Raw genomic sequence first — 17484 nt, 5'->3', positions numbered from 1 at the left:
CTCCCTCAGTTTTTAAATGGAAATTTGAATGCTGCCAGCAATGCCTTTGCTTCCGCATCTGTCTTTGCAGTCGTGGTAATCGTGATGTTCATCCCCCGCAAGGCATCGATTTTGTCATATTCGATCTCCGGGAAAATGATCTGCTCCTTTATACCCATATTATAATTGCCGCGTCCATCGAAGGATCTACCGGAAATACCGCGAAAGTCACGAATACGCGGTATAGCGATATTTACCAGACGGTCGAGGAATTCGTACATGCGAACGCGGCGCAGCGTAACCATGCAACCTACCGGATAGCCATCACGAACCTTGAAAGTGGCAATGGATTTTCTCGCTTTCGTCACCACAGGCTTCTGGCCTGCAATCTTCTGCATGTCACCCACAGCGTTATCCATGATTTTTTTGTCCGCGACCGCCTCGCCCACACCCATATTGAGGGTGATTTTGCGAATGCGCGGCACCTCCATCACAGACTTATAGCCGAATTGCTCCATTAACTGCTGGACTACGGTGCTACGGTAATACTCTTGTAAACGCGCCATGTGTTTTCCCCTAACCCTTAGGCATCGATCAGTTCTTCATTCGACCTGAAGCAGCGGGCCTTGCCTTTTCCTTCTACGGTTTTGAAACCTATCCGATCTGCCTTCCGGGTTGCGGGATTGTAGATTGCGATGTTTGAAACCTGTATAGGGCTATCCATTTCGACGATTCCACCCGTGTCGCCTTTATTCGGATTGGGTCTCTGATGTTTCTTGAGGCGATTGACACCTTCAACGACCACAAGATCCGGCTTCATGACACGCAACACCGTGCCACGTTTACCCTTGTCCTTGCCGGCGATGACAATTACGTCATCTCCCTTCTTTATTTTGCTCATGTTTGATTCCTTATCCCGCGTCCTACAGTACTTCAGGGGCGAGCGAAACAATTTTCATGAAACGTGCGGTACGCAACTCACGTGTGACGGGACCAAAAATACGCGTGCCGATTGGTTCCAGCTTGGCATTCAACAGTACCGCGGCGTTGCCGTCGAACTTGATTAATGATCCATCCGCACGACGCACTCCTTTCGAAGTTCGTACCACGACTGCATTGTACACTTCACCCTTTTTGACGCGACCGCGAGGCGCCACGTCCTTTACGCTGACTTTTATAATATCGCCAATACCCGCATAACGTCGCTTGGAACCGCCTAATACCTTTATGCACATGAGCGACCGTGCGCCGGTATTGTCGGCGACTTGCAGAATCGATTGCATTTGGATCATGATTTACTCACTCTCTCCAACTTTTCCAGCCGAATCAAAGGCTAGGATAGTATTGGAACCCGTCTGGGTTGTGATGCCGCCAGAATCTACCGGCTGCAAAAAAATTAAGGTATCTGAAAAATGAAGAGGCAGAATTATAAGGCAACCGGATTACAAAAACAAGGAAGAAAACTTCCAACAGCCGGTTTTCCTCTTAATCAACTCACCTGTTCGGCTTTTTGCATCAACTTGACGACACGCCAGGCTTTTGTTTTGGATAATGGACGACACTCTTCTATCACCACCACATCTCCAGTGTGGAACTCATTGGCTTCGTCATGAACATGATATTTTTTGGAGCGAACCATAATCTTTCCGTAAAGCGGATGTTTGACCTTACGTTCAACCAGAACAGTAATGGTCTTATTCATTTTATCGCTTACCACTTTTCCGCTAAGAGTACGATTTAAATTCGCTTCGCTCATGACTGCCTTGCCTTCTGGCTAAGAATGGTTCTGGTACGCGCTATGTCCCGCCGAATATTGCTCAGTTGGGAAGTATTGCTTAACTGCTGGGTTGCATGCTGCATCCGCAGGCCAAACTGCGCCCTTAGCAGTTCCAGCAACTCCTGCTGCAATTCCACTGGATTCTTGTTTCTCAATTCCTTGGCTCTGGATTTCATGATTAACCGCCCACTTGTCGTACAACAAAGGTTGTCAGGATCGGAAGTTTGGCAGCTGCGAGACGGAATGCCTGCCGGGCCAACACCTCATCGACGCCATCCATTTCATATAACACTTTGCCTGGCTGAATCTCTGCCACAAAATACTCCGGATTACCTTTTCCGTTCCCCATCCTGACTTCGGCGGGTTTATGCGAAATTGGCTTGTCCGGAAAAATACGAATCCATATACGGCCGCCCCGTTTTATATGACGAGTCATCGCACGTCGTGCGGCTTCGATCTGCCGGGCTGTCAAACGCCCCCGTCCCACGGCCTTGAGACCGTATTCGCCAAAACTGACCTTGGCACCCCTGGTTGCAATGCCTTTGTTCCGCCCTTTTTGCTGCTTGCGATATTTTGTTCTAGCTGGCTGCTGCATCGTTCACTCCTGGCTTTACTGGCTTCTTTGCCGGTTTTGTGGCGGACTCTTCAGAACTGTTGTCAGACTTTCTGGGACCTTTCTTTTCACCAGCTTTCCCGTCCGATCTGGCATCTGCCCTTCCCGCTGGCCTGCGCGGCGGACGCCTAGTTTCCGGTTCTCCGGCCGGGGGAAGCACCTGCGGAGCGGCTGTACCCGCGCCGGCCTGCTCACCTCGACCTATCACTTCACCCTTGAATACCCAGACCTTGATCCCGATCACGCCATAAGTTGTCTTGGCCTCCGAGACGCCGTAATCGAGATCGGCCCGCAGCGTATGAAGGGGCACACGTCCTTCCCGATACCATTCGGTACGGGCAATTTCAATGCCGTTCAAGCGGCCCGAACTCATGATCTTGATACCCTGAGCACCCAGGCGCATCGCATTCTGCATGGCACGCTTCATTGCACGACGGAACATAATGCGCTTTTCCAGTTGCTGGGCGATGTTGTCGGCAATCAGCTGTGCATCAATTTCCGGTTTGCGGATTTCTTCGATATTTACATGCACCGGAACACCCATGAGCTTTTGCAGCGCTCCCCGCAAAACTTCGATATCTTCACCTTTCTTGCCTATCACCACCCCTGGGCGTGAACTGTAGATCGTGATACGCGCATTCTTCGATGGCCGTTCGATAACCACGCGACCGACAGACGCATGCGCCAGTTTCTTTTTCAAATATTCCCGAACCTTGATGTCTTCGTTCAGCATGCCAGGAAAACTTTTTCCGTTGGCATACCATTTGGATGACCAGTTCTTCAGGACGGAAAGCCGAAAACCTGTCGGATGTATTTTTTGTCCCATAATGCCCGTTCAGCCTTATTTTTTGTTGCTGGCTTTATCGCCAACAGTAAGAAGAATGTGACAAGTTGGCTTGACAATGCGATTGCCCCGCCCCTTGGCGCGCGCACTGGTACGCATGAGCGATGGTCCCCTGTCGACATATATCCTGGACACCTTCAACTCGTCTATGTCAGCCCCCTCGTTATGCTCGGCATTTGCAATGGCTGATTCGAGAAGCTTACGAATAATGACCGCAGCCTTTTTCGGACTGAACGCAAGCAGGTTGAGCGCGCGCTCCACCGGCAATCCACGGATCTGATCCGCAACGAGCCGGCCTTTCTGCTCGGACAACCTGACTCCACGCAATACAGCAGTTGTTTCCATGGTGATTATTCCTATTTCCTTCCAGCCGCTTTTCTATCGCCGGAATGTCCCTTGAAAGTACGTGTATGAGAAAACTCGCCGAGCTTGTGCCCAACCATGTTCTCAGTAACATATACTGGAACGTGCTGCTTCCCGTTATGCACGGCGATCGTCAAGCCAATGAAATCCGGCAATACCGTGGAGCGACGCGACCAGGTCTTGATAGGTCGCTTGTCATTGGCTTCACGCGCGGCCTCCACTTTGGACAGGAGGTGCAAATCAACAAATGGGCCTTTCTTTATAGAACGAGCCATGATTCATTATCCCTTGTTTGAATAACGACGTCGCACGATCATGCCGTCGGTACGCTTGTTTACCCGCGTGCGGAAACCCTTGGAAGGCGTTCCCCATGGACTGACAGGATGACGTCCCGCCGCTGTTTTACCTTCACCCCCGCCATGCGGATGGTCTATCGGATTCATCGCCACCCCACGCACCGTTGGCCTGATGCCGCGCCACCGCTGGGCTCCTGCCTTGCCGATAGCTCGCAGGTTATGTTCCTCATTTCCGACTTCCCCGATCGTCGCCCGGCAGTTCACGTGTACCCTGCGGATTTCCCCCGAGCGCAGGCGCAACTGGGCATAATCTCCCTCGCGGGCGAGAAGTTGAACCGAGGCTCCGGCTGAACGAGCAAGTTGCGCGCCTTTACCCGGCATCATTTCCACGCAGTGAATGATGCTGCCGACCGGGATATTACGTAGCGGCAATGCATTGCCGTTCTTTATAGGCGCATCTGCGCCGCTCATCAGTTGCATGCCCGGAACGATACCTTTTGGCGCAATAACATAGCGGCGTTCACCATCGGAATAGCAGAGAAGTGCAAGATTCGCGCTGCGGTTCGGATCATATTCCAACCGTTCCACTCTGGCCGCGATTCCATCCTTGTTACGGCGGAAATCCACGATGCGGTAATGCTGCTTGTGACCACCGCCTATGTGGCGAGTAGTGATTTGTCCCTTATTGTTACGTCCGGCAGTACGATTCTGCTTCTCCACGAGATGCGGATAAGGTGCACCCTTGTGCAGGCCGGCATTGACGACTTTGACTACCGCCCGACGACCCGGAGAGGTCGGTTTGACTTTAACCAGCGCCATTACTTGACCTCTCCTTGAGAAATTTCAGAAAAATTGATTTCCTGGCCGGCTTTGATGCTGATGTAAGCCTTCTTCCAGCCACCGCGCCGCCCCATGAAGCGGCCAAAACGCTTTTCCTTGCCTTTGACATTGGATATGCGCACGCTTTCCACTTCAACCTTTTGATTCTTCCATATCAACTCCACTGCGGCTTTGACTTCAGGCTTAGTTGCATCTGGAGCCACGCGAAAGATAATCTGATTGTGTTTTTCGCCTATAAACGTCGCTTTTTCCGATATCTGAGGCGATAATATCACCTGCATCAGGCGCTCAGGGTTGAATGTTTGACCGCTCATGCAAGTGCCTCCTCCATTTTTGCCAGCGCATTACGCGTGATCAGTACATTTGCGAAGCGCATGAGACTGACTGGATCAGCATACCCCGCTTCGACAACCTTGACGAGCGGAAGATTTCTTGACGAGAGATAAAGATTCTCGTCAATGTTATCTGTAATGATCATGACTTGATCCAGCCCCATATCTTTCAACTTCTGTGCCAATATCTTCGTCTTCGGTGCATCAACAATAAAATTTTCCACTACCGACAGTCGATTTTCACGAACGAGTTGCGAGAGAATTGCGCCGATACCCGCGCGATACATCTTGCGATTGACTTTATGGCTGAAATTCTCCTCCGGGCTGTTGGGAAATATTTTTCCTCCACCCCGCCATAAAGGGCTTGACGCCATACCGGCGCGGGCGCGTCCCGTACCCTTCTGCCGCCAAGGCTTGCGAGTCGATTTGGCAACATCCGATCGAGCCTTTTGCGCTCTGTTGGCGCTGCGTGCATTGGCAAGATAGGCTGTTACCACCTGGTGAACGAGGGCTTCATTATACTCCCGGCCAAACAGGGTTTCGGAAGCTGAAACGCTTGCAGACGACTGCCCATTATAGTCGATCAGTTTAAGTTCCATTATCCACCCTTCTTGCCAGATTTCGCGCCGCCTTTTGCCGCGGCATTGACATTGCCGTTATTGGTCGGCCTTGCAGATCTAATACTGGGCGAAACTGTCACGTCTCCCCCCTTCGATCCGGGAATAGCGCCTTTGATGATCAACAGTCCACGCTCGGCATCAATTCGCAGTATTTCCAGATTTTGAATGGTGCGCCTCACATTTCCCAGATGACCGGTCATACGCTTTCCGGGGAAGACACGTCCGGGATCCTGGGCCATGCCGATGGAACCCGGAACATTATGAGACCGTGAGTTGCCGTGACTCGCCCGGTTGGAGGCGAAGCCGTGGCGTTTGATGGCACCGGCATAGCCCTTTCCGATCGAGGTACCGGTTACATCCACTCTCTGCCCCGGCTGAAAAATATCCAATCCGATAACTGTGCCGGGACTGAGGGTTCCAAGGATTTCTTCCGCGACGCGAAATTCTCTCAGGATCTCTCCCGCCTCTACAGCTGCCTTGGCAAAATGCCCGGCCGAAGGTTTGTTTACACGAATGGCTCGACGCTTGCCGAACGTAACTTGCACGGCAGAATACCCATCGGTGGCTGGCGTCTTGATCTGTGTGACACGATTATTAGACACGTCCAGCACTGTAACGGGCTGGCTATCACCTTCTTCGGTGAAAATACGAGTCATGCCGACCTTGCGGCCGACGAGCCCTAAACTCATTCTAATTACCCTTCTAAAAGGTGCCGATTACAATTGACCGGCAATATTTATGTTGATTGAACAGCAATCCGAGTTATTCGTTGCGAACATACTCGGAGTTGCGTTGGAAAACTACAACTTTATCTCGACGTCCACTCCGGCAGGCAAATCCAGCTTCATTAGCGCATCCACCGTTTTATCGGTTGGGTCCATGATATCCATCAGCCGCAAATGAGTCCGGATTTCGAATTGATCACGTGAAGTCTTGTTGACATGAGGCGAACGAAGCACATCAAAACGCTCGATGCGCGTTGGCAGAGGCACCGGACCCTTGACGACGGCGCCGGTGCGTTTTGCGGTTTCCACGATCTCCAGCGCCGATTTGTCTATCAACCGGTAATCGAACGCTTTCAAACGAATACGTATTTTCTGACTTTGCATAATCCAACCTCAGGTGAGGACTCGGATTCCGAATTGCCGACCACGCGTTGCGTAAATCTTAAATCCGGTCCTTGATCCTGTTGCTATTCGATAATTTTTGCCACGACGCCTGCGCCCACGGTCCTGCCGCCTTCACGAATCGCAAAACGCAGACCTTCTTCCATCGCAATCGGCGCAATCAGGTTTACCGTCACCGACACATTGTCCCCGGGCATCACCATCTCCGTGCCCGCAGGCAACTCGATTGCACCCGTCACATCCGTCGTGCGGAAGTAAAACTGCGGCCGGTACCCCTGGAAAAAGGGAGTATGACGCCCGCCCTCTTCCTTGCTCAGAACGTAAATCTCGGCTGTGAACTTGGTATGAGGAGTGATGGTCCCGGGCTTGGCCAGCACCTGGCCACGCTCCACTTCCTCGCGCTTGGTGCCCCGCAGCAATACGCCCACGTTGTCTCCCGCCTGCCCCTGGTCCAGAAGCTTGCGAAACATCTCCACACCCGTGCACACCGTCTTGGTGGTGGGCTTCAATCCCACGATCTCGATGTCTTCCCCCACCTTGATCACGCCACGCTCAACCCGACCCGTCACCACCGTGCCACGACCCGATATGGAAAAAACGTCTTCGACCGGCATCAGAAATGCCCCGTCCACCGCCCGCTGGGGCTCCGGAATGTAGCTGTCCAGCGCCGCCGCAAGCTTGTAGATGGAGGGCTCCCCTATGTCGCTCTGATCGCCTTCCAGCGCCTTCAGTGCAGAACCGATCACTATCGGGGTGTCATCTCCCGGAAAGTTGTATTTGGACAACAGCTCCCGCACTTCCATTTCCACCAGCTCCAGAAGTTCCGCATCGTCCACCATGTCCGCCTTGTTCATGTAGACAATAATGTAGGGAACCCCTACCTGCCGCGCCAGAAGAATGTGCTCCCGCGTCTGCGGCATCGGTCCATCCGCCGCCGAAACCACCAGAATCGCACCGTCCATCTGCGCCGCACCCGTGATCATGTTCTTCACATAGTCCGCGTGACCAGGACAGTCAACGTGCGCGTAATGCCGCTTCTCCGTCTCGTACTCCACGTGCGAGGTATTGATCGTGATGCCCCGCGCCTTCTCTTCAGGCGCCGAGTCTATCTGTGCGTAACTCTTCGCTTCCCCACCAAACTTCTTCGCCAATACCATCGTGATCGCCGCCGTCAACGTGGTCTTCCCATGGTCCACGTGACCTATCGTCCCTACGTTGATGTGCGGCTTCGTCCGCTCAAATTTGCTCTTTGCCATGATGTCCCTTTATTTGATGACGATTATTTCTTGCTTATGATCGCTTCGGCCACGTTCTTCGGCGCTTCGGCGTAATGCTTGAATTCCATCGTATATGTAGCCCGGCCCTGCGTTGCGGACCGTAACGAAGTTGCATAACCAAACATTTCCGCCAGCGGCACTTCTGCGCGCACGACCTTGAGGCCAGGCAGATCGTCCATACCCTGGATCATGCCTCGCCGGGAGGACAGATCCCCTACGACATTCCCCATGAAGTCCGCCGGCGTTTCCACCTCTACAGACATCATTGGTTCCAGCAGTACCGGATTGGCTTTGCGCATTCCATCCTTGAATGCAATCGAAGCAGCCATCTTGAACGCATTTTCATTCGAATCGACGTCATGGTAGGAGCCGTCGAACAAGGTGACCTTGACATCCACCACCGGAAAACCCGCCAGCACGCCGTTCGGAAGCGTTTCTTCAAGGCCTTTCTGCACTGCAGGAATATATTCCCTGGGCACCGTTCCACCCTTGATTGCATCAATAAACTCGAAGCCCTTGCCGGCCTCGTTCTGCTCCATCTTGATCCAGACATGGCCATACTGACCCCGGCCGCCAGACTGCTTGATGAATTTGCCTTCAACATCCACCGATTTCCGGATTGCTTCGCGATAGGCCACCTGCGGAGCCCCCACATTGGCTTCGACGCCAAATTCGCGTTTCATCCGATCCACAATGATTTCCAGATGCAGTTCGCCCATTCCGGAAATGATGGTTTGACCGGATTCCTCATCGGTACGGACACGGAAGGAAGGATCCTCCTGGGCGAGACGATTCAATGCGATGCCCATTTTTTCCTGATCCAGCTTGGTTTTCGGTTCTACCGCGACGTGAATCACGGGCTCCGGAAATACCATGCGCTCCAGGGTGATCACATCGGCAGGATCACATAGCGTGTCCCCGGTAACCGCCTCCTTCAAGCCCACTGCCGCGGCTATATCCCCCGCCCGGACTTCTTTGATTTCTTCACGCTGGTTGGCGTGCATCTGCAGCAGCCTTCCAATCCGCTCTTTGCGCCCTTTGATCGGGTTATAAACGGTATCACCGGAGGTTACGACTCCCGAGTAAACGCGAAAAAAGATCAACTGACCCACGTAGGGATCAGTGGCAATCTTGAAGGCAAGACCAGCAAACGGTTCTTCGTCACTCGCATGGCGCTCAGCATGCTCGCCGCTCTCTTTCTCGCCGTCAATTGCCTCGATGTCGGCTGGGGATGGCAAATAATCAAGCACGGCATCGAGCATTGCCTGCACGCCCTTATTCTTGAAGGCAGATCCGCAGAGCATGGGTACGATTTCATTGGCAAGGGTGCGAATGCGAAGGCCCTGCTTAATATCCGCAGGCGACAAATCGCCTTCTTCCAGATATTTGTTCATTAGTTCTTCATTCGCCTCAGCAGCCGACTCCACCATCTTCTCGCGCCAGGACTTGGCATCTTCAACCATATTCGCGGGAATATCGCGTTCCTCGAATCTCATCCCCTGACTGGCATCGTCCCAATGAATAGCCTTCATCTTGATCAGGTCGACAACACCCTCGAATTTGTCCTCTGCCCCTATCGGTAACTGAATGGGCACGGGATGCGCCTTGAGCCGACTTTGTATCTGCTCATAAACACGCATGAAATTGGCGCCGGCACGATCCATCTTGTTGACAAAAGCAAGACGGGGAACCTTATATTTGTTAGCCTGGCGCCATACCGTCTCGGTCTGGGGCTGCACGCCGCCTACTGCACAAAATACAGTGCAGGCGCCATCGAGAACACGCAACGACCTCTCCACTTCGATGGTGAAATCAACGTGGCCCGGCGTATCGATGATATTGATGCGATGGTCCGGGTAATTATGATCCATCCCTTTCCAGAAACATGTGGTGGCGGCAGAGGTAATTGTAATGCCGCGCTCCTGCTCCTGCTCCATCCAGTCCATGGTCGCCGCACCGTCATGCACTTCACCAAGCTTATGCGATACGCCTGTATAAAACAGAATGCGTTCAGTGGTCGTAGTTTTTCCGGCATCTATATGCGCCATGACGCCGATATTTCGGTAACGTTCGATAGGTGTCTTTCTTGCCACAGTTTTCTAGCCTTAAAATTGGAAAACTGCCGGTGGCACGATGCTCCCGGCAGCTAAAAATCAGCGATTTTTCAATCCGAATCAGGCAAACCAGGTCATGATGACAGGTCTTCCTGCCCCATTGTTGCCGTCAGAATCGATAATGCGCAAATGCCTTGTTTGCCTCGGCCATACGATGAACTTCCTCGCGTTTCTTGACCGCTCCACCCCTGCCTTCGGCAGCTTCTGCCAGCTCACCCGCCAACCGGGCGCCCATGGATTTTTCAGCTCTTTTACGCGCCGCATCACGTAACCACCTCATTGCGAGGGCGTTACGGCGAATGGACCGGACTTCCACCGGAACCTGATAGTTGGCGCCGCCAACGCGGCGGCTTTTTACTTCCACCATTGGACGGACATTGGACAGTGCCTGCGTAAATACTTCCACCGGATCCTTGCCCGTCTTCTTATGAATCTGATCCATGGCCCCGTAAATAATCCGTTCTGCCACGGATTTCTTGCCTCGCGTCATCAATACATTGACAAATTTCGCCACTTCGGCATTATGGTACTTTGGGTCCGGCAAAATTTCTCGTTTTGGAACTTCTCTCCGTCTTGGCATTTTCTAACCTTGGCGTAATTATTCGGCTTACGTTATCGGGGCAATCTCGATCAATCGTCTGGTTGTGTCAGGAATTCAAACTGCTTTTAAGCCGACTTCGGCTTTTTGGCGCCGTATTTCGATCGTCCCTGCTTGCGATCCTTGACTCCGGCAGTATCCAGACTGCCGCGGACAGTATGGTAGCGCACGCCCGGCAAATCCTTGACACGCCCGCCCCGAATCAAAACTACCGAGTGTTCCTGAAGATTGTGCCCTTCTCCCCCGATATAACTGGATACCTCGAAGCCGTTAGTCAAGCGGACGCGCGCCACCTTGCGCAAAGCCGAATTCGGTTTTTTGGGCGTAGTGGTATAAACCCGTGTGCAAACTCCCCGTTTTTGAGGGCTGTTTCCCAATGCGGGAACTTTGCTTTTCAAAGGTTTCGCTGCGCGCGGCTTACGTACTAACTGACTGATTGTCGGCATTTTATTTTCCAGAAAAACGGGAGGACAACTCACCTGTCCCGCTGCCAATATAAATTTACTTTCCTATCCGGCCGCTCACGCTGTCGATCCGCCGGCGGCTAAAAAACTGCGAATTCTATGGACTTTATCTTGCCCTGTCAAGCTAAAGCCTTTTTGTTTTCAACAAGCAAAGAGGATTCATCCCGGGAATCTGCCGTGATGAACATTGCCCGTGTGACTTTTACCGGGGGCGAATGGCGCAAGCGGGAAAATCCTGCTCGACAACCATCAGAGACTTTGAAACAAAAACAGATTACAAGGCGGAGTCGAAATCAACCTGTGCGGAGGTGGGGATTGCACTGCGGTGAACTCCTGGGCAACCTCAATCAAATGTGGGAATACAGCAAACCCGTTCAGGACTTCAACACAAGGAAACCCGATAAAAACAGTCCGATTCGTGCTCCTGCTCAGGCGTCTCATGCCGTTGCCCGCGCCTCGCGCTTTTTGGCAGTCAGCGCATGATTGCCGAGCTTCTTCAAAACTTCCCAGGCGGGGCCCGGGAACTTGTGCAATTTTATCATGACATCCTCCAGGGCTGCGAGGAACCAGTCGACATCGCTCTCGTCAATATTCAGCGGCGGCAGAATTTTGACAATAGGCATAGCATGGCCTGCTACCTGGGTAAGAATGTGATGATCGTCAAGAAGCGGAAGAACGATTGCCTGAGCAAAAAGGTTTTCATCCATCTTGTTGACCATCGCCCACGCGGCTCGTAGCGACATTGATTCCGGCTGACCAAACTCGATTGCAATCATGAGCCCGCGCTGCCGCACCCCTTTGAGAAATTCAAAGCGCGGCACCATCGCCTCGATTCCTTTCCTGAAGCGCTCCCCGAGTACAATGGCCCGATCCATGAGCTTCTCATCGTCCAGAACGCTGAGTGAAGCCAAAGCTGCGGCCATCGCCATATTGCCCATCCCGAAAGTGGACGCGTGAACGATCGCACGATGCAGACTGTCGTAAACACTATCGTAAACGGCACGTCGGGTAATCGTCGCGCCGACTGGAATATAGCCTCCGGAAAGCGCCTTGGAAAGACAGACGATGTCTGGCCGGAAGTCGGGAATCCACTGACTCGCCAGAAAACGCCCAGTGCGACCCATACCACATTGAATTTCATCGCAAACCATCAAGGTGCCGTATTTTCGGCACAACTCCTGTGCACTCAGCAGATACTCGTCGCTGGCGATATTGACACCCTTACCCTGTATCGGCTCAAAGACGAAGGCCGCGACATCGCCCTTTGCCAGACGCGCTTCCAGTCCGGCCAGATCACCCATTTTCACTTCTGAACTGCCGGGAAGCATTGGCTCAAAACCCCTGCGAAAACTTGCTTCCCCATTCAGTGACAAGGATCCCATGGTCAAGCCGTGAAATGCCTTGGCGAGATGCGCGGTAGAGGGCCGACCTGTATACCCACGTGCAAATTTGATTGCTGCTTCGATTGCTTCCGTCCCGGAATTACTGAAGTAAACGGTATCCAGCCCTGGTGGCATTCGCTTTACCAGTTCGCGCGCCAGTACCGCGGCAAGCGGTGGAGCATCAAAACCGACCCATCCGGGAAACTCGGAATCCATTACCTGCTGCAGTGCATTCCGGATAGCAGGATGCCGCCGCCCGAAATTGAATACACCCCAGTTGGTCAGAAAATCGAGATAGCGCGTGCCTGCCTCATCCCACAGATAAGCCCCCTCCCCTCTCACCCAGGTCCGGTTGAATCCAAGTGTCCGCAGTACTTTGACGAAGACCGGATTTATATGCTCTTCGTAAAGCTCGAAGTTTTTGCCGCGAGTTTCGGCAATGATGGCATTAATATCGATGGGCATGATTCGAGTCCGTCAGACACCCGAGGTTAAATGCCAACATTGCCGGGGAGCAGGATGAGGCTCGCAAGCTTCCCTTTCCCCGCCTGTTTTCAGACAGCGTATCCACTGTTTCTAATTTCTCCTGTCTCTTCCTCACTCAAAGGAGGTGCTTCCCCGGTATCCAGCATGAGGCGCTGCCTCTTGCGCGTATTGTGAAAGGTCAAACCCGTACCTGCGGGAATAAGGCGTCCCACAATAACGTTTTCTTTCAGCCCGCGCAGATCATCCTTCTTGCCCATGATAGCCGCTTCGGTCAGCACCCGTGTAGTCTCCTGGAACGATGCCGCCGAAATGAACGAGTCGGTTGACAGCGAAGCCTTGGTGATCCCCAGCAGCATATATTCATAGGTTGCCGGCCTCTTGCCCTCTAGTTCAACCTGTTCGTTTTCCGCAAGCATTTCGGCGCGTTCAACCTGTTCGCCCGGAATGAAGCGCGTATCGCCGGAATCCACGATCTGCACACGGCGCAGCATCTGACGCACTATCACCTCGATGTGCTTGTCGTTGATCTTGACGCCCTGCAGGCGATACACATCCTGCACCTCGTCAGTGATATAGCGCGCCAGCGCTTCCACCCCCAGCAGACGGAGAATATCATGTGGATCAGCAGGGCCGTCGACGATACTTTCTCCTTTGTTCACCACCTGCCCATCATGGGCAGTCACGTGCTTGTCCTTTGGAATCAGATATTCGTGCGACACTCCATCCAGATCGGTAATGACCAGCCGTTGCTTGCCCTTGGTATCCTTGCCGAAGGATACGATTCCGGTAACTTCTGCCAGTACGCCCGCATCCTTAGGGGAACGCGCTTCAAACAATTCCGCAACGCGCGGCAAGCCACCGGTAATGTCCCGCGTTTTCGAGCTTTCCTGTGGAATACGCGCGAGAACCTCACCCACGCTGACCTGCTGCCCGTCCCGAACAGTGATGATGGAGCCTACCTGGAAGGTGATGTGAACCGGCAAATTACTGCCAGCCAGCCGCACTTCCTTGCCCTCTTCATCCAGAAGTTTCACCACCGGACGCAATCCCTTCGTTTGCACCACTCCCCGGCGCTTCGGATCGATCACCACCAGCGTGGACAAACCGGTAACCTCATCTATCTGCTTGGCCACCGTCACACCTTCTTCCACGTTCTCGAAGCGGACCTTGCCAGAGTATTCAGTGATGATTGGACGCGTATGCGGATCCCATGCCGCCAGTACCTGTCCCGCTTTCACGACTTCTCCGTCACGAATCAGCAAGGTCGCACCGTACGGCGCCTTGTGCCGTTCCCGCTCACGCCCGTTATCATCCTGAATCACGACTTCGCCGCTGCGGGAAATCGCGATCAATTCGTTACGTGCATTGGTCACATAGCGCATAGTCGGTGAATACCGCACGATACCGTTGGATTTGCTCTCGACCTGGCTTGCGACCGCAGTTCGGGAAGCCGCCCCCCCGATATGGAAAGTACGCATGGTCAATTGGGTACCCGGCTCCCCGATCGACTGGGCAGCGATCACTCCCACCGCTTCGCCAACATTGACCGGCGTACCGCGCCCCAGATCGCGTCCATAACATTTGGCACATAGACCATAGCGGGTTTCACAGGTAAGCGGAGTGCGAACCTTCACTTCATCTATACCCAGCATCTCGATGGTATCCACTGCATTTTCATCCAACAGCATACCTGCCGGATAAATCACCGCCTGATGCTCGGGATTGATAATATCGTTGGCCACCACACGGCCGAGAATGCGCTCGCGCAACGCTTCGATGACTTCGCCACCTTCGACCAATGCCTTCATCACCACGCCGTTGCTGGTGCCACAGTCCTCCTGGGTTACAACCAGATCCTGCGTCACATCGACAAGCCGGCGGGTAAGATAGCCTGAATTGGCCGTCTTCAGCGCCGTATCGGCCAGACCCTTGCGCGCACCGTGAGTGGAAATAAAGTACTGCAGAACGTTCAATCCCTCGCGGAAATTAGCCGTGATGGGCGTCTCGATGATTGACCCATCCGGCTTGGCCATCAGCCCGCGCATACCTGCCAACTGACGGATCTGGGCAGCAGAACCGCGGGCCCCCGAATCCGCCATCATATAGATGGAATTGAACGATTCCTGAATCAAGGGTTTTCCTGACTCGCCCGTTTTAGCAGTTCCGGTTTCCGGATCGATGATCGGCTCGACCCCGAGCTGATCCATCATCGCCTTGGCAACCTGGTCGCCTGCGCGGCCCCATATGTCCACGACCTTGTTGTAACGTTCGCCCTGGGTGACAAGACCGGACGTATACTGAAGCTCGATCTCCTGCACTTCCTTCTCGGAGGCACTGATGATCGCATCCTTCTGCGCGGGGGTAAGCATATCATCCAGGCAAATCGAAATCCCAGCCCGAGTCGCATAGCTGAAACCGGCATACATCAGCTTATCGGCAAAAATCACGGTTTCGCGCAGGCCACAACGACGGAAGCTTGCATTGATGAGCTTGGAGATTTCTTTTTTCTTGAGTACCTTGTTGATCAGCGGGAAAGGCAGCCCGGCAGGGAGAATCTCCGACAATAATGCGCGTCCTACCGTGGTTTCATAACGCGTGATCTTCTCGCGCCGCTCTCCGTCCGCAAGCTCGTATTCGCGGATCCTTACGAAAATCCGGGCATTCAGCTCGATAACGCGATTCTCGTAGGCACGGGAAACTTCGCTGATATTGGCGAAATACATACCCTCGCCCCGCGCATTAACCTTCTCGCGCGTGGTGTAGTACAGTCCCAGCACGATGTCCTGTGACGGCACGATAATAGGTTCGCCGTTAGCGGGCGACAAGACGTTGTTGGTCGACATCATCAGCGTGCGGCACTCCATTTGCGCTTCCAGCGAAAGCGGTACATGGACTGCCATCTGGTCGCCGTCAAAGTCCGCATTGAATGCGGCGCATACCAACGGATGCAGTTGGATAGCTTTGCCTTCTATCAGGACCGGCTCAAACGCCTGAATACCCAGCCGGTGCAGAGTTGGCGCCCGGTTCAGCATTACAGGGTGCTCGCGAATGACATCTTCCAGAATGTCCCACACGATCGGACTTTCGTTTTCGACCTCACGTTTCGCAGCCTTTATGGTGCTGGCGATACCCATTATCTCCAGCTTGTTGAAGATAAAGGGTTTGAATAATTCCAGGGCCATTTTCTTGGGTAAACCGCACTGGTGCAGCTTGAGCTGCGGTCCCACCACGATGACCGACCGTCCGGAATAATCCACGCGTTTTCCAAGCAGGTTCTGGCGAAAACGCCCGCCCTTGCCCTTGATCATATCCGCAAGCGATTTCAACGGGCGTTTGTTGGCGCCCGTCATGGCTTTACCACGACGGCCGTTATCCAGTAGTGAATCCACTGCTTCCTGCAGCATGCGCTTCTCGTTGCGCACAATAATTTCCGGTGCCTTCAGTTCGAGCAAGCGTTTCAACCGGTTATTGCGGTTGATGACGCGGCGATACAAATCGTTGAGATCGGAAGTTGCAAAACGTCCTCCATCCAGCGGCACCAGTGGGCGCAGTTCGGGGGGCAGTACGGGCAGCACGGCCAGGATCATCCACTCCGGTTTGATACCGGATTTGCTGAATGCCTCCAACACTTTCAGACGCTTGGAAATCTTCTTCATCTTCGTTTCGGAGCCGGTCGTTCCCATTTCGCGGCGAAGATCATCGATTTCCACACGAATATTCAGGGTATTCAATAGATCACGAATACCTTCCGCACCCATGCTGGCGCGGAAATCATCCCCGTATTCTTCGGTTTTGGCCCTGTAATCGTCATCCGTCAGCAACTGGCATCGCTGGAGAGGCGTCAGTCCCGGATCCGTTACTACATACGCCTCGAAATAGAGCACCCGCTCTATGTCGCGCAAAGTCATATCCAGCACCATCCCCAATCGGGATGGCAATGATTTCAGGAACCAGATGTGCGCCACCGGGGATGCCAGTTCGATATGGCCCATGCGTTCGCGCCGCACTTTGGATAACGTGACCTCGACACCGCATTTCTCGCAGATCACGCCGCGATGCTTCAAACGCTTGTATTTCCCGCAAAGACACTCGTAATCCTTTACGGGACCGAAGATTTTTGCGCAGAACAAGCCGTCTCGCTCGGGCTTGAACGTACGATAATTGATGGTTTCCGGCTTCTTCACCTCACCATAGGACCAGGAACGTATTTTCTCGGGAGAAGCCAGCCCGATCTTGATAGAATCGAACTCTTCTTTCTGGGTAACCTGTTTGAATAAATCAAGCAGTGCTTTCATTTGTCACTCCTGTTGATCAGGGGTCTATGCAAAAAATTATCCGGTGAAAAAGCAAAGGCAAAAGCAGCAAAAAGGTA

At 53.3% G+C, this 17484-nt stretch carries 21 protein-coding genes; 1 reads left to right on the top strand and 20 read right to left on the bottom strand.

The window, feature by feature from the left end:
- Positions 1-5: 5 nt before the first annotated feature.
- From rplE to rpsL, 18 genes are all read right to left on the bottom strand, one after another.
- Positions 6-545 (bottom strand): 50S ribosomal protein L5, encoded by a 540-nt coding sequence (gene rplE / locus NMUL_RS04125; protein ID WP_011380135.1) that lies wholly within the window; start codon positions 543-545, stop codon positions 6-8.
- 17 nt (positions 546-562) lie between these two features.
- Positions 563-880 (bottom strand): 50S ribosomal protein L24, encoded by a 318-nt coding sequence (gene rplX / locus NMUL_RS04120; protein ID WP_011380134.1) that lies wholly within the window; start codon positions 878-880, stop codon positions 563-565.
- Between the two features lie 22 nt (positions 881-902).
- Positions 903-1271: a 50S ribosomal protein L14 gene (gene rplN / locus NMUL_RS04115; protein ID WP_011380133.1), complete on the bottom strand. Its 369-nt coding sequence runs from the start codon at positions 1269-1271 to the stop codon at positions 903-905.
- Positions 1272-1468: 197 nt separating this feature from the next.
- A complete protein-coding gene (gene rpsQ, locus NMUL_RS04110; RefSeq protein WP_011380132.1) occupies positions 1469-1735 on the bottom strand; it encodes a 30S ribosomal protein S17 in 267 nt (88 codons plus the stop codon).
- Positions 1732-1932: a 50S ribosomal protein L29 gene (gene rpmC / locus NMUL_RS04105; RefSeq protein ID WP_011380131.1), complete on the bottom strand. Its 201-nt coding sequence runs from the start codon at positions 1930-1932 to the stop codon at positions 1732-1734. Before rpmC ends, rpsQ begins: the two co-directional genes overlap by 4 nt.
- Before the next feature lie 2 nt (positions 1933-1934).
- A complete protein-coding gene (gene rplP, locus NMUL_RS04100; RefSeq protein ID WP_011380130.1) occupies positions 1935-2351 on the bottom strand; it encodes a 50S ribosomal protein L16 in 417 nt (138 codons plus the stop codon).
- Positions 2335-3195 carry a 30S ribosomal protein S3 gene (rpsC, locus tag NMUL_RS04095; RefSeq protein ID WP_011380129.1) on the bottom strand — a complete coding sequence of 287 codons (861 nt, stop codon included), beginning with the start codon at positions 3193-3195 and terminating at the stop codon, positions 2335-2337. Before rpsC ends, rplP begins: the two co-directional genes overlap by 17 nt.
- Positions 3196-3210: 15 nt before the next feature.
- The gene (gene rplV / locus NMUL_RS04090) at positions 3211-3558 is read right to left on the bottom strand and encodes a 50S ribosomal protein L22 (protein ID WP_011380128.1); all 348 of its coding nucleotides are present in this window, start codon (positions 3556-3558) and stop codon (positions 3211-3213) included.
- Positions 3559-3569: 11 nt separating this feature from the next.
- Positions 3570-3851 carry a 30S ribosomal protein S19 gene (rpsS, locus tag NMUL_RS04085; RefSeq protein ID WP_011380127.1) on the bottom strand — a complete coding sequence of 94 codons (282 nt, stop codon included), beginning with the start codon at positions 3849-3851 and terminating at the stop codon, positions 3570-3572.
- 6 nt (positions 3852-3857) lie between these two features.
- A complete protein-coding gene (gene rplB, locus NMUL_RS04080; RefSeq protein ID WP_011380126.1) occupies positions 3858-4691 on the bottom strand; it encodes a 50S ribosomal protein L2 in 834 nt (277 codons plus the stop codon).
- Positions 4691-5026 (bottom strand): 50S ribosomal protein L23, encoded by a 336-nt coding sequence (gene rplW / locus NMUL_RS04075; protein ID WP_011380125.1) that lies wholly within the window; start codon positions 5024-5026, stop codon positions 4691-4693. The genes rplB and rplW overlap by 1 nt, the downstream gene beginning before the upstream one ends.
- Complete coding sequence (gene rplD, locus NMUL_RS04070) at positions 5023-5643, bottom strand: 50S ribosomal protein L4 (RefSeq protein ID WP_011380124.1); 621 nt, start codon at positions 5641-5643, stop codon at positions 5023-5025. The genes rplW and rplD overlap by 4 nt, the downstream gene beginning before the upstream one ends.
- Positions 5643-6353 carry a 50S ribosomal protein L3 gene (gene rplC / locus NMUL_RS04065; protein ID WP_011380123.1) on the bottom strand — a complete coding sequence of 237 codons (711 nt, stop codon included), beginning with the start codon at positions 6351-6353 and terminating at the stop codon, positions 5643-5645. Before rplC ends, rplD begins: the two co-directional genes overlap by 1 nt.
- 111 nt (positions 6354-6464) lie before the next feature.
- The gene (gene rpsJ, locus NMUL_RS04060; protein WP_011380122.1) at positions 6465-6773 is read right to left on the bottom strand and encodes a 30S ribosomal protein S10; all 309 of its coding nucleotides are present in this window, start codon (positions 6771-6773) and stop codon (positions 6465-6467) included.
- An 83-nt stretch (positions 6774-6856) separates the two neighbouring features.
- On the bottom strand, positions 6857-8047 hold the full coding sequence (gene tuf / locus NMUL_RS04055; RefSeq protein WP_011380109.1) for an elongation factor Tu: 1191 nt from the start codon (positions 8045-8047) through the stop codon (positions 6857-6859).
- A gap of 23 nt (positions 8048-8070) precedes the next feature.
- Positions 8071-10161: an elongation factor G gene (fusA, locus tag NMUL_RS04050; protein WP_011380121.1), complete on the bottom strand. Its 2091-nt coding sequence runs from the start codon at positions 10159-10161 to the stop codon at positions 8071-8073.
- A 130-nt stretch (positions 10162-10291) separates the two neighbouring features.
- Positions 10292-10762 (bottom strand): 30S ribosomal protein S7, encoded by a 471-nt coding sequence (rpsG, locus tag NMUL_RS04045; RefSeq protein ID WP_011380120.1) that lies wholly within the window; start codon positions 10760-10762, stop codon positions 10292-10294.
- 86 nt (positions 10763-10848) lie between these two features.
- Positions 10849-11226, bottom strand: coding sequence for a 30S ribosomal protein S12 (gene rpsL, locus NMUL_RS04040; RefSeq protein ID WP_011380119.1), 378 nt, complete (start codon positions 11224-11226; stop codon positions 10849-10851).
- A gap of 117 nt (positions 11227-11343) precedes the next feature.
- Between rpsL and NMUL_RS15595 the strand changes: the two genes are divergently transcribed.
- On the top strand, positions 11344-11727 hold the full coding sequence (locus NMUL_RS15595) for a hypothetical protein (RefSeq protein WP_143034442.1): 384 nt from the start codon (positions 11344-11346) through the stop codon (positions 11725-11727).
- On the opposite strand, the gene NMUL_RS04035 is transcribed toward NMUL_RS15595, so the two are convergent.
- A complete protein-coding gene (locus NMUL_RS04035; RefSeq protein WP_011380118.1) occupies positions 11682-13091 on the bottom strand; it encodes an aspartate aminotransferase family protein in 1410 nt (469 codons plus the stop codon). The two genes, NMUL_RS15595 and NMUL_RS04035, sit on opposite strands and share 46 nt — an antisense overlap.
- Before the next feature lie 89 nt (positions 13092-13180).
- The gene (gene rpoC / locus NMUL_RS04030; protein ID WP_011380117.1) at positions 13181-17407 is read right to left on the bottom strand and encodes a DNA-directed RNA polymerase subunit beta'; all 4227 of its coding nucleotides are present in this window, start codon (positions 17405-17407) and stop codon (positions 13181-13183) included.
- Positions 17408-17484: the final 77 nt, after the last annotated feature.

Origin of the sequence: Nitrosospira multiformis ATCC 25196, assembly GCF_000196355.1 — a bacterium.
GTDB lineage: Bacteria > Pseudomonadota > Gammaproteobacteria > Burkholderiales > Nitrosomonadaceae > Nitrosospira > Nitrosospira multiformis.
Note: the sequence above shows the minus strand (reverse complement) of the source record. Positions and strands in the feature narration are given on the sequence as shown.

Coding starts and splice junctions, on each gene's coding strand:
- rplE (WP_011380135.1), bottom strand. CDS start 545: ATGGCGCGTTTACAAGAGTATTACCGTAGCACCGTAGTCCAGCAGTTA.
- rplX (WP_011380134.1), bottom strand. CDS start 880: ATGAGCAAAATAAAGAAGGGAGATGACGTAATTGTCATCGCCGGCAAG.
- rplN (WP_011380133.1), bottom strand. CDS start 1,271: ATGATCCAAATGCAATCGATTCTGCAAGTCGCCGACAATACCGGCGCA.
- rpsQ (WP_011380132.1), bottom strand. CDS start 1,735: ATGAGCGAAGCGAATTTAAATCGTACTCTTAGCGGAAAAGTGGTAAGC.
- rpmC (WP_011380131.1), bottom strand. CDS start 1,932: ATGAAATCCAGAGCCAAGGAATTGAGAAACAAGAATCCAGTGGAATTG.
- rplP (WP_011380130.1), bottom strand. CDS start 2,351: ATGCAGCAGCCAGCTAGAACAAAATATCGCAAGCAGCAAAAAGGGCGG.
- rpsC (WP_011380129.1), bottom strand. CDS start 3,195: ATGGGACAAAAAATACATCCGACAGGTTTTCGGCTTTCCGTCCTGAAG.
- rplV (WP_011380128.1), bottom strand. CDS start 3,558: ATGGAAACAACTGCTGTATTGCGTGGAGTCAGGTTGTCCGAGCAGAAA.
- rpsS (WP_011380127.1), bottom strand. CDS start 3,851: ATGGCTCGTTCTATAAAGAAAGGCCCATTTGTTGATTTGCACCTCCTG.
- rplB (WP_011380126.1), bottom strand. CDS start 4,691: ATGGCGCTGGTTAAAGTCAAACCGACCTCTCCGGGTCGTCGGGCGGTA.
- rplW (WP_011380125.1), bottom strand. CDS start 5,026: ATGAGCGGTCAAACATTCAACCCTGAGCGCCTGATGCAGGTGATATTA.
- rplD (WP_011380124.1), bottom strand. CDS start 5,643: ATGGAACTTAAACTGATCGACTATAATGGGCAGTCGTCTGCAAGCGTT.
- rplC (WP_011380123.1), bottom strand. CDS start 6,353: ATGAGTTTAGGGCTCGTCGGCCGCAAGGTCGGCATGACTCGTATTTTC.
- rpsJ (WP_011380122.1), bottom strand. CDS start 6,773: ATGCAAAGTCAGAAAATACGTATTCGTTTGAAAGCGTTCGATTACCGG.
- tuf (WP_011380109.1), bottom strand. CDS start 8,047: ATGGCAAAGAGCAAATTTGAGCGGACGAAGCCGCACATCAACGTAGGG.
- rpsG (WP_011380120.1), bottom strand. CDS start 10,762: ATGCCAAGACGGAGAGAAGTTCCAAAACGAGAAATTTTGCCGGACCCA.
- rpsL (WP_011380119.1), bottom strand. CDS start 11,226: ATGCCGACAATCAGTCAGTTAGTACGTAAGCCGCGCGCAGCGAAACCT.
- NMUL_RS15595 (WP_143034442.1), top strand. CDS start 11,344: ATGGACTTTATCTTGCCCTGTCAAGCTAAAGCCTTTTTGTTTTCAACA.
- NMUL_RS04035 (WP_011380118.1), bottom strand. CDS start 13,091: ATGCCCATCGATATTAATGCCATCATTGCCGAAACTCGCGGCAAAAAC.
- rpoC (WP_011380117.1), bottom strand. CDS start 17,407: ATGAAAGCACTGCTTGATTTATTCAAACAGGTTACCCAGAAAGAAGAG.